The organism is uncultured Altibacter sp. (assembly GCF_963972995.1).
Classification (GTDB): Bacteria; Bacteroidota; Bacteroidia; order Flavobacteriales; family Flavobacteriaceae; genus Altibacter.
On the sequence record NZ_CAXAXI010000004.1, the window covers coordinates 71,611 to 87,911 of the forward strand.

Consider the following 16,301-nt stretch of genomic DNA (forward strand, 5'->3'; position numbering starts at 1 on the left):
ATGAGTTGGCTAAAATTACAAAACCTTTGCTATAAATTGGTATTTTTGCAGAACAAACAACCCAATCGATGCAAGAAACCCATTATATCAGTTCCGAGATATTGGATCTGCCCACTGTAAAAGAGATCATTGAGTCTAATAAACTATTGGAATTATCTGAAGAAGCGGCATTCAACATAAAAAAGTCCAAAGCCTATCTCGATGGAAAGATGGAGAACAATGAGCGACCCATCTACGGCATTAATACCGGATTTGGCTCGCTTTGCAATGTGAAGATCGCTAACGACAATCTCTCAAAATTACAAGAAAACCTGGTGATGTCCCATGCATGCGGAACGGGAGACTATGTTCCCAGACCTATTGTAAAATTGATGTTGCTTTTGAAGATTCAATCGCTTAGCTATGGTTACAGTGGTGTGCAATTACAAACAGTAGAAAGGCTCATTGACTTTTATAATAACGACCTGCTTCCGGTGGTGTATACACAAGGCAGCTTGGGTGCTTCAGGAGATTTGGCTCCCTTAGCGCATTTGTCGCTTCCACTTTTGGGCAAAGGCGAAGTCTTTGTAGGCGAGAAACGCATGCGCACTGCAAAAGTGCTCAAAAAATACAATTGGCAACCGATCACTCTCGAAGCAAAAGAAGGGTTGGCCCTATTAAATGGTACGCAATTTATGAGTGCATACGGTGTCTATACTTTATTGCAATCTCATAAACTATCGTATCTAAGCGATGTGATTAGTGCGTTGTCTGTGGACGCATTCGATTGTAATATGAGTCCATTCGACCCGCTGGTACATTTGGTACGGCCGCATCGCGGGCAAGTTAAAACTGCCGAGCGTATTGTGGAATTTCTGGAAGGAAGTGAATTAGGCCTTTCGGAAAAGAAGAACGTACAGGATCCTTATTCGTTTCGTTGCATCCCGCAAGTACATGGAGCTAGTAAGGATACCATCGTGTTTGTCACCAAATCTTTTAAGACCGAGATCAATTCAGTAACAGACAATCCCAATATCTTTGTGGCAGAAGACAAGATCATTTCCGGCGGAAATTTTCACGGACAGCCCTTGGCCTTGGGATTGGATTACTTGTCAATCGCCATGGCCGAATTAGCCAATATCTCCGAAAGAAGAACCTATCAACTCGTTTCCGGATTGCGGGAATTGCCTGCTTTTTTAGTGAATAACCCCGGATTGAACAGTGGTTTTATGATCCCGCAATATACCGCTGCAAGTATAGTAAGTCAGAATAAACAACTGGCTACACCTGCCTCTGTAGACTCGATCGTCTCCTCCAACGGACAGGAAGACCATGTAAGTATGGGGGCCAATGCAGCTACGAAATGTTTGCGTATTGTTGAGAACCTAGAGACTGTTTTGGCAATAGAACTACTAAATGCGTCACAGGCTATGGAATTTAGAAGGCCAAAAAAGACATCGCCATTTTTAGAATCCTTCCTGCAGTCGTTTCGGGAAACGGTTTCTTTTGTGGCAGAAGATCGCCTTTTGGCAGATGATATCCATGCGGCCATAGCGTTCATTCAAAGTTTTTCTATTGATAATGAGATCTTGTTTGAATAAGATTTAACTGGCTTCGATCACAATCTCATCAACCCATGCTTTTGCTTCAGAAAGTGCATCAAATAGATGAAAAGGCTTCTTGAGAAATATCTTTTCGATCTCGACATTGGAAATATTGATCTCTTGGGTACTCACAACAGCAAATGCCTTGAGATTGTCGATCTTGGAAGTTTCAATATAGACACGAGGATCTACGGCATAGGAGTTCTTTCGATAGGAGATGTATCCAAAAGGCCTGTTCTTAAAATAGGTGTTAGATATTTCAAGAAGGTCTTTGTTGTATTCGGGAAGTACAGTAATACCCTCATGCATGATGGTAACGAGATAGTTCTCATAGATCTCTACGGTCCCGAAGACGTATTGTAATGTAGTAACGTTCAATTTGGTTGGATTTGAGACTTTCAAGTTACAAAATTCACAAAGAACTCTAAAGCGGTTTCCGTACAATCCAAATGTCTTGAGGGATCCAACCCGCTTGAGGAGGGGTTTCAATATGCTCTAAAATTGTTACGTTCGAGAATAACTTTTTCATGAATTCCTGCGGGTGGAAGGTCGTATAGATCCTATGTCCTTCTTTTACTTGTCCACGTGCCACTAGAGCTCCTTGATCGTAAATTTCACGTTCGTTTTCCGTTAAAAGTGGCACATAATTATTTCCCGACGTGGTAATGAACATGATACCTCCGGGTCGCAGCACCCTATAAAGCTCGGCAAACCATTCAAAGTGCAACCTTTCAGACAGATGAGTAAAGACCGATAGGCTGTAGATCACATCCATATGTGCGTTCGGATAGGGGAGTTGTGCTTCTAATGTGTTCAGGTTAAAATCAATTTTCGGAAGATTTTTAGCGTTCCATGCTATGGAAAGCGGGTTGTAGTCACTTCCATAGAACGAACAATCGCTTGGAAGAATGGTTGGCAGATGTCTAATAATTCTTGCAGGTCCACAGCCCCAATCTAAAATTTTCTTGTTCTTAAGATCGGTGTGTCGTTTCAAATGATTCACCAACCATTCCGCAGTCTTTTTTCCCCCCATGTAATATTTCTCATAATTCATCTCATGGGATTCGTAAATGAGATAGTCGGGTGGAAGTTTAACATTGGGGTGATTTTTCAAGAAGCGATCATTCTTTTTCTTATTCTTTAGTAGTTGTTGATAAAACCGTGCTTTATCTGCTAGATGTAAAAAACCTAATTTTCTTAAGGTATTGGAGAGTTTTTGTTTATTCATTAAAGTAATCTCTAGTAGCGGGTGCAAAATATAGATTTATATTTTATTAAAAAACATTAAATAGCTAGTTTTAGAGAACCAAATATAGTGTTCGCATGAAGATCTATTACTTTATTTCATTTTGCCTGTTTTGTTCAACCATCTTTTGCCAGTCGTATACTCCTTTACTGAATAATATCAACGAATGGCAAGTCACCAATTGCTTCAATGGTTGTCTTACCGATACCTATTATACAGATGGTGATACCATTGTGGAAGGGAAATCCTATAAGATTCTCGATGGATTTCATTATATCTCACGTACTTTTCTATTGAGGGAGGAGCTATCCACTAAGAAAATTTATTTGGCAAAGCTTAGTTTGAATCGGATTGATGAATATTTATTATATGATTTTGGATTGAATGAAGGAGATTCTTTTAATATGATGAATCCTATAAGTCCGTTCCCACAGGATGGCGGAGCGTTTATACTCGATTCGGTTCGATGGAAACCGCTCATTGACGGAAACAATTATCGTCATTATTATTTTTCCCCCGCCCCAACCAACCCAACAAGTTCAAACAATGCCGTTTGGATAGAAGGAGTGGGTTCATTATCACTAATCAATGCACCCGGCGGTGATCCCAACGTTAATGGCGTGGGGCATTTGAGTTGCTTTTTTAAAAATTCTGAATTGTTTTACGCCAATTTAGATTCCATCTCAGGCTGCTCCCCGGTACTTTCAGTTCCTGAGGTATCCTTATTGGATTCATTAAAATTTATTACTTCGGAAGGAGCTTGCATCGTAGCGAATGCCAGATCGGTCGTTCGCATCGATGTATTTGATCTTAGTGGCCAACGAATAGACAGTATTTTCAGCAGCAATAAGGAAAGAATACAAATAGATGTGAGTCACTATGCTGAAGGATTCTATCTATTTATAGTTTCGACCGAAACAGAAAAACGCACCTTCAAGGTAATCCTCAATTGACCAAATCGTATCCATTCAGCCGGTGCCATGCCTGTGATATTAGTAAGATTCACACGAATGGAATCTGAGTTCGCTCTTATAAAAAAACAAAAACCACCCGATTCCAAGAATGCAGGTGGTTTCCTATTTTATCAGACTGTTGTTAAGATTCAGTCTTTTTTTTCTGCTTTTTGATCTTTATAGTAAGCTCATTGGTCTTTTCATCAAGATCCATAGTGATACCGTCACCTTCTTGCAAATTGGAATTGATGATCTCTTCCGCTAAGGCATCTTCAATATATTTTTGAATGGCCCGCTTCAAAGGTCTGGCGCCATAATCTTTATCGAAGCCTTTGTCTGCAATATAGTCCTTAGCCTTCTCGGTAAGGGTAAGGTCGTACCCCAGATCCTTGATACGATCAAAAAGTTTGTCGAGTTCAATGTCGATGATCTTATGGATATCGTCACGATCTAACGGATTAAAGACCATAACATCGTCTACCCGGTTCAAGAATTCAGGAGCAAATGCTTTCTTCAACGCATTCTCGATAATGCTTTTTGAATTAGCATCTGCCTGACTCTCTTTTGCCGCAGTACCAAATCCAACGCCTTGGCCAAAATCTTTTAATTTTCTGGCACCAATATTCGATGTCATGATAATGATGGTATTCTTAAAGTCGATTTTTCGTCCCAAACTATCGGTCAACTGTCCGTCGTCCAATACTTGAAGTAACATATTGAAAACATCCGGGTGGGCTTTTTCGATCTCATCCAGTAAAATTACAGCATAGGGCTTCCGGCGAATCTTTTCGGTCAATTGTCCGCCCTCTTCATAACCCACATAGCCCGGAGGTGCACCAATAAGTCGTGACACCGCAAACTTTTCCATGTATTCACTCATATCTACGCGTACCAGCGCATTTTCAGAATCAAAAAGCTCACGTGCCAATACTTTGGCCAACTGGGTTTTACCCACACCGGTTTGCCCCAGGAAAATAAAGGAACCAATAGGCTTATTGGGATCTTTTAATCCGGCGCGATTTCGCTGAATAGCTTTTACCACTTTGGCAACCGCCTCATCTTGTCCAATGACTTTTCCTTTAATGCGGTCCGGTAATTTCGATAATTTTGTACTTTCCGTTTGTGCGATACGATTCACCGGAACCCCGGTCATCATTGAGACAACTTCCGCTACATTTTCCTCGGTCACGGTTTCTCGATGCAGTTTTGAATCGTTTTCCCATTTTTCCTGCTCGGTTGCAAGCTCTTTTTCAAGGTTTTTCTCATCGTCCCGTAATTTCGCAGCCTCCTCGTATTTTTGTTTCTTCACTACGGAATTCTTCAATTCACGAACCTCTTCCAATTTTGCCTCGATGGTTAAGATCTTCTCCGGTACATTGATATTAGTGATGTGTACGCGAGAACCCGCTTCATCCATAGCATCGATAGCCTTGTCCGGAAGGAAACGCTCTGTCATGTATCGATTTGTCAATTTCACGCAGGCTTCCAGTGCATCCTCGGTATACTGAACATTGTGATGCGATTCGTATTTATCTCTAATGTTGTGAAGGATCTCAATGGTCTCGGCCACGGTAGTAGGTTCTACCAATACCTTCTGGAAACGCCTTTCTAAGGCGCCATCCTTTTCGATATATTGTCTGTATTCGTCCAAGGTAGTAGCACCAATACATTGAATCTCACCGCGTGCAAGCGCTGGCTTGAACATGTTAGATGCATCCAGGGAGCCCGTAGCGCCTCCTGCGCCAACAATGGTATGGATCTCATCGATGAAGAGGATAATGTCGTCATTCTTCTCTAATTCGTTCATCACTGCCTTCATACGTTCTTCGAACTGTCCGCGATATTTTGTTCCTGCGACCAAGCTGGCCAGGTCTAACGTTACCACGCGTTTATCGTATAGGATACGAGAAACCTTTCGTTGTACGATTCTAAGTGCTAAGCCTTCGGCAATGGCAGATTTTCCCACGCCGGGTTCTCCAATAAGCAACGGATTGTTCTTTTTTCTTCTACTCAATATCTGTGAAACACGCTGTATTTCGCTTTCGCGTCCCACTACAGGGTCTAATTTACCGTCTTCGGCCATGGATGTGAGATCCCTTCCGAAGTTATCTAAAACAGGTGTTTTAGACTTCTTGGTTCCCTTGGTACTGCTTCCTGAAAATAAATTCTCTTTTGAAGCATCTTCTTGAGGGGTGTCATCATCATTTGGAAATGATTCTGAAGTAGGGCTGTCTATATAGTCTTCGTCGTTTGCGATCATAAGTTTGAATTGATCCTTAACACCGTCGTAGTCCACTTTCATCTTGTTGAGCAATTTGGTTGTGGGATCGTTCTCATTCCGAAGGATACACAACAGCAGATGCGCTGTATTGATCGATGAACTCTGAAAAAGTTTTGCCTCTAAAAAAGTTGTTTTAAGGGCGCGTTCTGCCTGACGGGTTAAATGGAGGTTTTTTTTATCGTTTTCACTGGCCCCGATGTTGGGGTTAGCGGGACTTAGTATCTCCACCTTGCGTCGAAGGTGATTAAGATCCACATCCAATGCGTTTAATATTGTTACCGCCTTGCCGTTACCATCACGAAGCAGGCCGAGCATTAAATGTTCGGTGCCTATAAAATCGTGACCTAAACGCAAAGCTTCTTCTTTGCTGTATGCAATTACGTCTTTTACTCTTGGGGAAAAATTATCATCCATAAATCTATATCCTCTAATGCCTTTAAAAATACTAAATTTCCTATTAAAAGGGACAAAAACCATACCCCATTTGAAAGTACTGTAGTAAAAGGACAAAAAAACTTACTAAAATCAAAGCGCAAAGCGGTATAGTTATTAACGGTTTTCGTGTTAAAATTTGTTAATAAAAACGTGAATATTAAGGCCCGGATCCCCTGTAAAAACATGCAAAATAATGTATCTTGCTCCTTACGTTTAACGACTAAATATTAAAGTAAAATTTTATGGCTGAAGGCGAAAAATTGATCCCAATTAACATTGAAGATGAAATGAAGTCGGCTTACATTGATTATTCAATGTCGGTCATTGTGTCACGAGCACTTCCTGATGTTAGGGATGGTATGAAACCTGTTCACAGACGTGTGCTGTATGGAATGCACGAACTGGGTGTTAGAGCGACCGGAGCTCACAAAAAATCGGCGAGGATCGTTGGAGAGGTTCTTGGTAAGTATCACCCGCATGGCGATACTTCCGTATACGATGCTATGGTGCGAATGGCACAAGAATGGAGTCTGCGGTATATGTTGGTGGACGGACAAGGAAACTTTGGTTCCATAGACGGTGACAGCCCTGCGGCGATGCGATACACCGAAGCCCGCATGCAAAAAATTTCCGAAGACATGTTGGCAGATATCGATAAAGAAACGGTAGATCATCAGCTGAATTTCGACGATACACTATATGAGCCTACAGTACTGCCTACACGCGTGCCTGGTCTGCTCATTAACGGGGCTTCCGGAATCGCCGTAGGTATGGCTACCAATATGCCGCCGCACAACCTTACCGAGGTAGTGGACGGAACAGTCGCCTTTATTGAGAACAACGATATTACCATAGACGGATTGATGCAGCATATAAAAGCTCCCGATTTCCCAACTGGCGGTGTGATCTATGGATATGAAGGAGTTAAAGAAGCCTTTCATACCGGGAGAGGACGCGTGGTAATGCGTGGGAAAGCATCGTTCGAAGAAGTGAACGGACGCGAATGTATTATCGTTTCTGAAATTCCTTATCAAGTGAACAAGGCCGATATGATCAAGAAAACGGCCGATCTGGTAAATGAGAAAAAGATCGAAGGGATCACTAACATTCGGGACGAATCCGATCGAAAAGGGATGCGCATTGTCTACATCCTGAAAAGAGATGCCATTCCCAATATTGTACTGAACATGTTGTATAAGTACACGGCGCTTCAGTCAAGCTTTAGTGTCAATAATATTGCACTGGTAAATGGGCGTCCACAAATGCTCAACCTAAAAGAGCTGATCCATTATTTTGTGGAGCATCGCCATGAGGTGGTTGTACGTCGTACGGAATACCTGTTGCGCAAAGCTGAAGAACGTGCGCACATCTTGGAGGGTCTTATTATTGCTTCAGATAATATTGATGAAGTAATACGATTGATTCGTGCTTCTGCTAATGCCGATGAGGCTAGGGAAGTATTAATGAAAACATTCGAGCTTTCAGAAATACAAGCCAAGGCCATTGTAGAAATGCGTCTGCGTCAATTAACAGGTCTTGAACAGGACAAACTTCGAAGTGAATACGAAGAATTGATGAAGACCATCGAAGACTACAAAGACATTCTTGCCAAAAAGGAGCGTCGCATGGAGATCATCAAAGAAGAGTTGCTCGAGATTAAATCCAAGTACGGAGACGAGCGTCGTTCGGTGATCGAATATGCCGGGGGTGATGTGAGTATCACCGATCTTATCGCCGACGAAAAGGTAGTGATCACCATTTCACATGCCGGATACATTAAGCGTACATCCCTTACTGAATACAAGACGCAGAACCGGGGTGGGGTAGGGCAAAAAGCTTCAGCCACGCGAAATGAAGACTTTTTAGAGCATCTTTTTGTAGGAACGAACCACCAGTATATGCTATTCTTTACTCAAAAAGGAAAATGTTTCTGGATGCGCGTGTTCGAAATACCCGAAGGGAGTCGCACTTCCAAGGGACGTGCTATTCAAAATTTGGTGAATATTGAGCCTGATGATAAAGTGAAAGCCTTTATTTGTACACAAGATCTTAAAGATGAAGCCTATATCAATAATCATTATGTGATCATGGCGACAAAAAAGGGACAAGTTAAGAAAACCCCTTTAGAGCAATATTCGCGTCCTAGAACCAATGGAATAAACGCCATCACCATTAAAGAAGGGGATGAGTTGTTAGAAGCCAAATTAACAACGGGCGATAGCCAAGTGATGCTTGCTGTTCGCTCCGGTAAAGCCATTCGATTCGAGGAAGAAAAGACACGCCCTATGGGCCGAAATGCATCGGGAGTTCGTGGCATCACACTAGCCAATAAAAACGATGAAGTGATTGGAATGATCGCGGTTGAGAATGAGGAATCCGATATATTGGTAGTTGCTGAGAATGGGTACGGGAAACGATCGAGCATTGAAGACTACAGGATCACGAACCGTGGCGGAAAAGGTGTTAAAACCATTAATGTTACCGAAAAAACCGGTAAATTAGTAGCTATCAAGAATGTAAGTGATAATGATGATTTAATGATCATCAATAAATCCGGAATTGCCATTCGTATGGCAGTAGAAGATCTTCGCGTTATGGGACGTGCTACACAAGGGGTTCGACTCATAAAAGTTAGGGAAGATGATGCGATTGCCGCAGTGGCCAAAGTAGTTCATGATGAAGATGATGTGGATGAAAATGGCGATGTACCGGAAGATGGCATTACTCTTGATATAAACGACACGCAAACCGAAAACAACGAATAAAAATGAAACGTAACAAAATGAAAAATACAGTTTTAATGGCTGGTGCCCTTTTAGTTGCTATGGGTGCTTTTGCTCAAAAAAAAGAGATAAAAAAAGCCGACAAAGCATTACAATCCGGTGATTACAATGAAGCAATGACCTATCTTTCCCAAGCTGAGCCTATGCTTGGAAGCGCAGATGACGATGAGAAGGCAGATTTTTATTTAATTAGAGCGGGCGTTATGCTTGGAAAGCCCGGTGCCGATTTTTCGCAATATGCAAAAGCAGGTGAAGACCTAGAGAAGGCAAAAGCAGCGGACCCTAGTATTGAGAACGATGATGCCTACGCTCAAACCTTTCTAAAGCTTCGCGAAAAGATGGAGAACAGTGCGATGAATGACTTCAATTCGAAGAATTTCAAAATGGCCGCAGAGAAGTACGAAAAGGCATATGCGTTAAGCAAGTCGGATACCATCTTTTTGGCCAATGCAGCCATTAGTGCCAAGAACGGACAGGATTATGATATGGCCGTCAAATTCTATAATCAACTTTTAGATATTGGGTATACCGGGATACAATCTCAATTGGTAGCCACTAATAAGGAGACCGGAGAAGAAGAAGCGTTTGGTTCTGTTAGCCAAAGGGATTTGATGTTAAAGGCTGGCACTCATACCAACCCGCGAACCAAGGTAAGTGAAAACCAGCAAGAGGACATTGTACGCAACTTGACACAGATTTACATTCAACAAGGTAAAACTGAAAAGGCGTTAGACCTCTTGAAAGGACTTCGTGCTAAAAACCCAGACGATATGATATTGCTTCGAACGGAAGCAGATCTTTATTATGAAATGGGCGATAAGGAAACCTACAATAAGTTGATTAGTGAATTGATCGCTAAAGATCCCGAGAATCCTGAACTCTATTTTAATTTAGGCGTGGCGAGTGCCGAGAATGGAAATGTTGAAAAAGCAATGGAATATTACAGGGAAGCATTAAAAAGAGACCCCGGATATGCCTCTGCAAACATCAACATGGCTTCTCTTATTTTGGATAAGCAAACACCTATTGTAGAAGAAATGAACGCCTTGGGTACATCACGCGAAGATTTTAAGAAATATGACGCATTAAAGATAGAGTTGACAAAGATTCAGGAAAGTTCTGTTCCTTATTTGGAGGCTGCCTTCCAAGCGCGCCCGGATAATGTTGAATACGCAAGAACACTTATGAACATTTACAGTCAGCTGGGGCAGGAAGCCAAAGCAAGTGCTATGAAAGCTAAAGTTCAGGAATTGGAAGGGCAGTAGACTCATTCAAACATAATAAATCAAAGAAGCCTCCTAAGTGGAGGCTTTTTTATATAATACGTTTGATAACACGTAATTTATGCGTGTGACACCGTCGCTCGTAGTTAAAGATACCGGTGTGATCCAGCCTATCTATACGTACCTTACCATGCGCATGGATAATATGATTATCCTTCATAATAATACCTACATGCGTGATAACACCTTCGGCATTATCAAAAAATGCAAGATCCCCGGGTTCACTTTCCTCGATGAAGCTAAGCGCTTCTCCTTGGGTCGCCTGTTGACTCGCATCCCTTAAAATTCGATAACCATTTATTTTGTACACCATTTGGGTAAATCCGCTGCAATCAATTCCAAACGGAGTTTTGCCTCCCCACAGATACGGTGCATTTACATAGAGAAGTGCGGTATCAAGCAGATGTTCTTTAGGAAGTTTTTCTGAAATGGTTTTGCCCTCAAACGCATGTTTAAGAATTGGCGCAGCACTTATCGTACTCCCCATACAAATAGAAAGAAGTTGCCCTTCCGAAGCAATGATAAAATCCACAAGATCGGAAGAATATAAAGCCGGTTCTTCGTTTAGCTTTTTACCGGCTTCCTCGGTAATTTCGATGAATTGCTTATTGTCGATCCAACCTTCGTAGCGATCAAAATCAAGGCGAATTCTACTCCATTTTTTTCGTTGTTCCAGAATTTTGAACGATTCACCATACAATACTTGGCTCACCATCTCACTTCGGTCTGAGGGTTCTAACCGTAGCGGAACAATACTTAAATTACAAATGCCGTATTTCATCGTGTCTGGTTACCCAACGAACAGCTTAGTTTCTTTCAATCACCATCGCCGATGCGCCACCACCTCCATTACAGATCGCAGCCGCGCCAATTTTCCCATTGTTTTGGATCAAGACGTTTAGCAAAGTGATAAGGATTCGAACCCCGCTGCAACCTAGCGGATGTCCTAAAGACACTGCGCCGCCGTTTACATTGACATTACCATCGTTAAGTCCTAAGAGTTTCATATTCGCCAACCCCACAACGGCAAACGCTTCATTAAATTCGAAAAAATCGACATCATCTTTAGTAATTCCTGCTTTAGCAAGTGCCTTAGGCAAAGCTTTAGAAGGTGCCGTAGTAAACCATTTTGGTTCTTGAGCGGCATCGGCATAACTCTTAATTGTAGCTAAGGCAGTAAGTCCTAACTCCTTAGCCTTTTCGGCACTCATAAGGATCATGGCACCTGCACCATCGTTTATTGTGGAAGCATTAGCAGCCGTTACTGTACCATCTTTTGAGAACGCAGGCCGTAGGGTGGGGATCTTGTCCATGTGTACATTTTTGTACTCTTCATCTTCCGAAACAATTACCGGCTCACCTCTGCGTTGTGGCACTTCCACAGGGACGACCTCTTCCTTGAACTTCCCTTCTTTCCATGCCTTAGCAGATCGGTTATAGGATTCAATAGCAAAAGCATCTTGGTCTTCTCTGGAAAAATTGTGTTCAATTGCACACAGATCGGCACATACACCCATAGCGTTTTGATCGTAGGCATCCACCAGACCGTCTTTTTGCATGCCATCGACAAGAGAGGCCGGTCCAAACTTCACTCCATTACGCATGTGCACGTAGTGCGGAATATTGCTCATGCTCTCCATGCCCCCGGCAACAATGATATCGGCATCGCCCAAAGCGATAGCCTGTGCTGCGTTCATCACTGCTTTCATGCCCGAAGCACATACCTTATTTACAGTAGTACAGGGCACGGTATCGGGGATACCCGCTCCTAAAGCTGCTTGTCTGGCAGGAGCCTGACCCACACCTGCCTGTACCACATTACCCATATATACTTCCTGAACCAATGAGGGATCTAACTGTATCTTGTGCAGTGCACCTTTAATAGCTGCAGCACCCAATTGGGTAGCCGTTAATGATGATAGACTTCCCATAAAACTTCCTATTGGGGTTCGTGCCGCAGCAACAATTACAACTTCTTTACTCATTGGATCTTTTTTTATTTAACATTGAATTTTCTGAAGTGTTTATACCTTCAGAAGAGGAAGTGCAAATTTACATATTTAAAACTAATTTATCAATCTTTCCCAAGGGCAGGTATGGGATTAATCACTCTATATTTATACCTTTACTCCTAGATCGACTTCTATGAACAAGCTGTTTTCTTTCCTTACAAAAAATCAGTCCTATATCTACAAAGGATTCTTGTTTATTATCGCAACGATCCTTGTTATCTATTTACTTCCAAAGGGTGGACAGTTCAAATATAATTTTCAAAAAGGAAAACCTTGGCAATATGAGAACTTGTATGCGCCTTTCAGTTTTACCATTAAGAAGGATGTGACTACGCTGGAAAAGGAAAAAGAGGATATTCGGGTAAATGCAACACCCTATTTTGAATACGATCCCGATGCAGCTAATGAGGCGATGCTTCGGTTTAATGATCTTTTTGAACAGACCTTTGTAGACAGTGTTTACACAACCTCCAAAAGTAGGACGCTTCGACTGGGAAGAAATATTATTTCAGAACTTTACGAAAAAGGGATCACCAACGAGATTCATCCCTATTCCGAAGAAAAATTAATTTATTTAACAAAAGGAAGTGAAGTAGAAGAGATCACCTACGCGCAAGTATACAAGTTAGACGACCTCGATAAGATTGTTCGTACTTCGGTAATCGACGCCAAGGCTCAAGATACCGAAGAACTACTTCAAAAGCTATTGGCAAGAGCAGTGGCGCCCAATGTTAGTTTTAATACGAAGCTCACCGAAGCGGCCATTGAATCAGACATCAAAGCGATCAATCCCAATCGTGGCATCATTGAGAAGGGGGGGAGGATCATAGCGAAAGGTGAAGTAGTGGAGGGTGATAAGTATCAAATACTCAACAGTTTGAAGCTCGAATACCAATCGCAAGTGTGGAGCAAATCTAATTATGTTTGGCTTCTTGTAGGGTACTCGTTGTTGGTATCGTTAGTATTTCTGATGCTGTATTTATTCCTTAACAAATATCGCCCTGCTATTTTTCACAACAATACCAAAGTCACATTCATTTTCTTTAATGTGGTGCTTATGGTCTTTTTAACGACTATTGTTGTGAAGATCGATGCCGCCTATGTATATGTGGTGCCTCTTTGTATTTTACCGCTTGTCATTAAAGCTTTTTTCGATCCGCGTCTGGGGTTGTTTGTACATGTACTGACCATTCTATTGCTTGGTTTTGTGGTACCCAACAGTTTTGAATACATGTTCCTTCAAATTATTGCCGGTATTGTAACCATTCTCACGGTTTCTGAATTATACAAACGTGCCAATCTGTTCATTTCCGTAGGGCAGATCACCTTTATTTATATTGTGGGTTACTTTGCGTTCTTCTTAATACAAGAGGGGAACGTTCAGCTTATCAACTGGGAAACATTTGGCTACTTTGTTCTTTGTGGACTTGCGACCTTGTTTGCCCACCCCTTGATCTATTTATATGAAAAGGTTTTTGGATTGGTTTCTGATGTTTCCCTGCTGGAATTGAGCGATACAAATTCTAAACTATTAAAAGAGCTGTCCAATAAGGCCCCGGGAACTTTCCACCATTCACTGAATGTAGCTAACTTAGCTGAAGCAGCTGCCAATGAAGTGGGTGCGAATGCTATGCTGGTGCGTGTAGGAGCGTTGTACCACGATATAGGGAAAATGATCAATCCCACCAATTTCACCGAAAATCAGGTGAATTCTTTCAATACCCATACCGAGCTCGCGCCCAAGGAAAGTGCCAAGATCATTATTGCCCATGTGATCAACGGGATAGAGATCGCACGCAAAAATAATCTGCCGGACCGTGTGATCGATTTTATTCGGACACACCATGGAACCAGTTTGGTCTATTACTTCTACAAAAAAGAAAAAGAAATAAGCGGTGCTGCCGACCCTGAAGATTTTCGCTATCCCGGTCCTATCCCATTTAGCAAAGAGACCGCCATTCTAATGATGGCAGATAGTGTGGAAGCGGCCAGCAAAAGTTTAAAGGATCCTACTTCCACGAAGATCGATGCTTTTGTAGAGAAGATCATCGATGTGCAAATGGAACAAGGTCAGTTCTTGAATGCAAATGTCACGTTTAAAGAAATTCAGAGCATTAAAAAGGTACTTAAGAAGAAACTCAACAATATCTACCACCTGCGAGTAGAATATCCGGAATAAAAAGCACCGACTCCCCAAAGTCGGTGCTTTACTCCTCAATTTTGTAGGCTAAGAAAATTACAAAAGTAATCTGATGTAATTAAGATTTAGGTATAGATGTTCTAACAGCAGAAGCTATAAAAAAACTAATATTAGTGATAACCCCAGCTTGCTTCACCTATGTAAAAGTAACATTAAGTACAAAAGGAGGTTGGGAATATTGTAACAAAAGATAGGAGTCATGTAACCTCAATTGCGACATACCATTCTTTTCTTAATATGGTGAGCGTTAAAATTAAGCTAAGATACATCAAGGGTAATTTTTTACACGGTAACTTTAGATAAATTTCAGGTATGGATATACGATCTCTAGAGCCGTTTTGGGTACTTCAAAATTCATTTATAACATCGTATCCGTCACTTACAGAGGATATCACAACTTCGGTGGTGATTATTGGTGCAGGTATCACAGGCGCTCTCATAGCACATACATTAATTGAAGCCGGATATGACGTAACCCTAGTCGATAAACGAGATGTTTGTCACGGAAGCACCGCAGCCAGCACCGCCATGCTTCAATATGAAGTTGATGTCCCTTTGTATACATTAATTGACAAAGTAGGTATTACGAACGCGGTTACAAGCTACAAACAATGTGATGTAGCCATTGATACCCTAGAAGCCATTGTTTCCGAAATAAACAGTAACTGCGATTTCAGAAAAAAAGAAAGTGTCCTGTTTACTACCGAAAAAAAAGAAGTACCCTCTTTGAGGAAGGAGTATGAGGCACGGTGCAATCATGGATTTGAAGTATCGTGGCTGGATAAAAATGCCATACAAGGACTAGGTGTTCACAATGGGCAAGCTGGCATAAAATCTACTGCAGGCGCGGTTATAAATCCGTATATTTTTGCTCAAGATTTACTATTATATGCCGTAAAAAAAGGCTTGAAGGTTTTTGACAAAACCGAGATCAAAGACCGTAATCAAAAAGGAGACAATATGGTTCTAACAACACGAACCGGAAATGTTATTAAAACTTCGCATGTGATCCATTGTACAGGATATGAAAGTGTTGAAACCTTACCAAAAGATACCGTAACCCTTATTAGCACGTATGCAATTGCTTCGGAAGTATTTGCTGACCTACCATCTCCCTTTAAAAATATGATCCTATGGGATACAGCAGACCCGTATCATTATTACAGAGGGACTGAAGACGGTAGAATTATTATGGGTGGCGGTGATACTCCTTTCAAGAACGCAAAAGCAAGGGATAGCTTATTAGCTAAGAAAGAAAAACAATTGGTAAAAACCTTTCAGAAGACCTTTCCGGCCATTCCGTTTATAAAAGATTACAGTTGGGCCGGAACATTTGGCGAAACAAAAGACGGACTTCCTTATATGGGCAAACCGGACCCAAATAGAAATGAACATTATATTTTAGGCTTCGGCGGAAACGGTATTACTTTCAGTGTAATGGGCAGAGATGTCATCATCCCATCCATAGAAGGAAGGCCACATCCTTTCTTAGAATATTATAAATTTGACAGGTAACTTTGAGGAT

At 41.6% G+C, this 16,301-nt stretch carries 11 protein-coding genes; 6 read left to right on the forward strand and 5 right to left on the reverse strand.

Going from position 1 to position 16,301, the window contains the following annotated elements; translation table 11 throughout:
* Window positions 1-68 precede the first annotated feature (68 nt).
* Complete coding sequence (gene hutH / locus AACZ11_RS02855) at window positions 69-1,580, forward strand: histidine ammonia-lyase (protein WP_290629247.1); 1,512 nt, start codon at window positions 69-71, stop codon at window positions 1,578-1,580.
* A 3-nt stretch (window positions 1,581-1,583) separates the two neighbouring features.
* Here hutH and AACZ11_RS02860 read toward each other — a convergent pair whose 3' ends face one another.
* Both AACZ11_RS02860 and AACZ11_RS02865 read right to left on the reverse strand, forming a co-directional pair.
* Window positions 1,584-1,961, reverse strand: coding sequence for a hypothetical protein (locus tag AACZ11_RS02860; RefSeq protein WP_290629249.1), 378 nt, complete (start codon window positions 1,959-1,961; stop codon window positions 1,584-1,586).
* Window positions 1,962-2,007: 46 nt separating this feature from the next.
* Window positions 2,008-2,811, reverse strand: a complete 804-nt coding sequence (locus AACZ11_RS02865) for a class I SAM-dependent methyltransferase (protein WP_290629251.1) — start codon at window positions 2,809-2,811, stop codon at window positions 2,008-2,010.
* 95 nt (window positions 2,812-2,906) lie between these two features.
* Here AACZ11_RS02865 and AACZ11_RS02870 point away from each other — a divergent pair, with 95 nt between their 5' ends.
* Window positions 2,907-3,782 carry a T9SS type A sorting domain-containing protein gene (locus AACZ11_RS02870; protein ID WP_290629253.1) on the forward strand — a complete coding sequence of 292 codons (876 nt, stop codon included), beginning with the start codon at window positions 2,907-2,909 and terminating at the stop codon, window positions 3,780-3,782.
* Between the two features lie 142 nt (window positions 3,783-3,924).
* Here AACZ11_RS02870 and AACZ11_RS02875 read toward each other — a convergent pair whose 3' ends face one another.
* The gene (locus AACZ11_RS02875; RefSeq protein ID WP_339831401.1) at window positions 3,925-6,477 is read right to left on the reverse strand and encodes an ATP-dependent Clp protease ATP-binding subunit; all 2,553 of its coding nucleotides are present in this window, start codon (window positions 6,475-6,477) and stop codon (window positions 3,925-3,927) included.
* A 263-nt stretch (window positions 6,478-6,740) separates the two neighbouring features.
* Between AACZ11_RS02875 and gyrA the strand changes: the two genes are divergently transcribed.
* Both gyrA and AACZ11_RS02885 read left to right on the forward strand, forming a co-directional pair.
* Window positions 6,741-9,263 carry a DNA gyrase subunit A gene (gene gyrA, locus AACZ11_RS02880; protein WP_290629257.1) on the forward strand — a complete coding sequence of 841 codons (2,523 nt, stop codon included), beginning with the start codon at window positions 6,741-6,743 and terminating at the stop codon, window positions 9,261-9,263.
* 17 nt (window positions 9,264-9,280) lie between these two features.
* Window positions 9,281-10,546, forward strand: coding sequence for a tetratricopeptide repeat protein (locus AACZ11_RS02885; RefSeq protein ID WP_290629259.1), 1,266 nt, complete (start codon window positions 9,281-9,283; stop codon window positions 10,544-10,546).
* Between the two features lie 49 nt (window positions 10,547-10,595).
* On the opposite strand, the gene AACZ11_RS02890 is transcribed toward AACZ11_RS02885, so the two are convergent.
* On the reverse strand, window positions 10,596-11,345 hold the full coding sequence (locus tag AACZ11_RS02890; protein WP_290629261.1) for a C40 family peptidase: 750 nt from the start codon (window positions 11,343-11,345) through the stop codon (window positions 10,596-10,598).
* 25 nt (window positions 11,346-11,370) lie between these two features.
* Window positions 11,371-12,549, reverse strand: a complete 1,179-nt coding sequence (locus AACZ11_RS02895; RefSeq protein WP_290629263.1) for an acetyl-CoA C-acyltransferase — start codon at window positions 12,547-12,549, stop codon at window positions 11,371-11,373.
* 160 nt (window positions 12,550-12,709) lie between these two features.
* Between AACZ11_RS02895 and AACZ11_RS02900 the strand changes: the two genes are divergently transcribed.
* Both AACZ11_RS02900 and AACZ11_RS02905 read left to right on the forward strand, forming a co-directional pair.
* Window positions 12,710-14,755: an HDIG domain-containing metalloprotein gene (locus AACZ11_RS02900; RefSeq protein WP_290629265.1), complete on the forward strand. Its 2,046-nt coding sequence runs from the start codon at window positions 12,710-12,712 to the stop codon at window positions 14,753-14,755.
* 333 nt (window positions 14,756-15,088) lie between these two features.
* A complete protein-coding gene (locus tag AACZ11_RS02905) occupies window positions 15,089-16,291 on the forward strand; it encodes an FAD-dependent oxidoreductase (protein WP_290629267.1) in 1,203 nt (400 codons plus the stop codon).
* Window positions 16,292-16,301 lie beyond the last annotated feature (10 nt).

Excerpts from the sequence above, each read along its gene's own strand:
- AACZ11_RS02890 (WP_290629261.1), bottom strand. The coding sequence starts at position 11,345 with ATGAAATACGGCATTTGTAATTTAAGTATTGTTCCGCTACGGTTAGAA.
- AACZ11_RS02875 (WP_339831401.1), bottom strand. The coding sequence starts at position 6,477 with ATGGATGATAATTTTTCCCCAAGAGTAAAAGACGTAATTGCATACAGC.
- AACZ11_RS02905 (WP_290629267.1), top strand. The coding sequence starts at position 15,089 with ATGGATATACGATCTCTAGAGCCGTTTTGGGTACTTCAAAATTCATTT.
- AACZ11_RS02900 (WP_290629265.1), top strand. The coding sequence starts at position 12,710 with ATGAACAAGCTGTTTTCTTTCCTTACAAAAAATCAGTCCTATATCTAC.
- AACZ11_RS02870 (WP_290629253.1), top strand. The coding sequence starts at position 2,907 with ATGAAGATCTATTACTTTATTTCATTTTGCCTGTTTTGTTCAACCATC.
- AACZ11_RS02885 (WP_290629259.1), top strand. The coding sequence starts at position 9,281 with ATGAAAAATACAGTTTTAATGGCTGGTGCCCTTTTAGTTGCTATGGGT.
- AACZ11_RS02895 (WP_290629263.1), bottom strand. The coding sequence starts at position 12,549 with ATGAGTAAAGAAGTTGTAATTGTTGCTGCGGCACGAACCCCAATAGGA.
- gyrA (WP_290629257.1), top strand. The coding sequence starts at position 6,741 with ATGGCTGAAGGCGAAAAATTGATCCCAATTAACATTGAAGATGAAATG.
- AACZ11_RS02865 (WP_290629251.1), bottom strand. The coding sequence starts at position 2,811 with ATGAATAAACAAAAACTCTCCAATACCTTAAGAAAATTAGGTTTTTTA.
- hutH (WP_290629247.1), top strand. The coding sequence starts at position 69 with ATGCAAGAAACCCATTATATCAGTTCCGAGATATTGGATCTGCCCACT.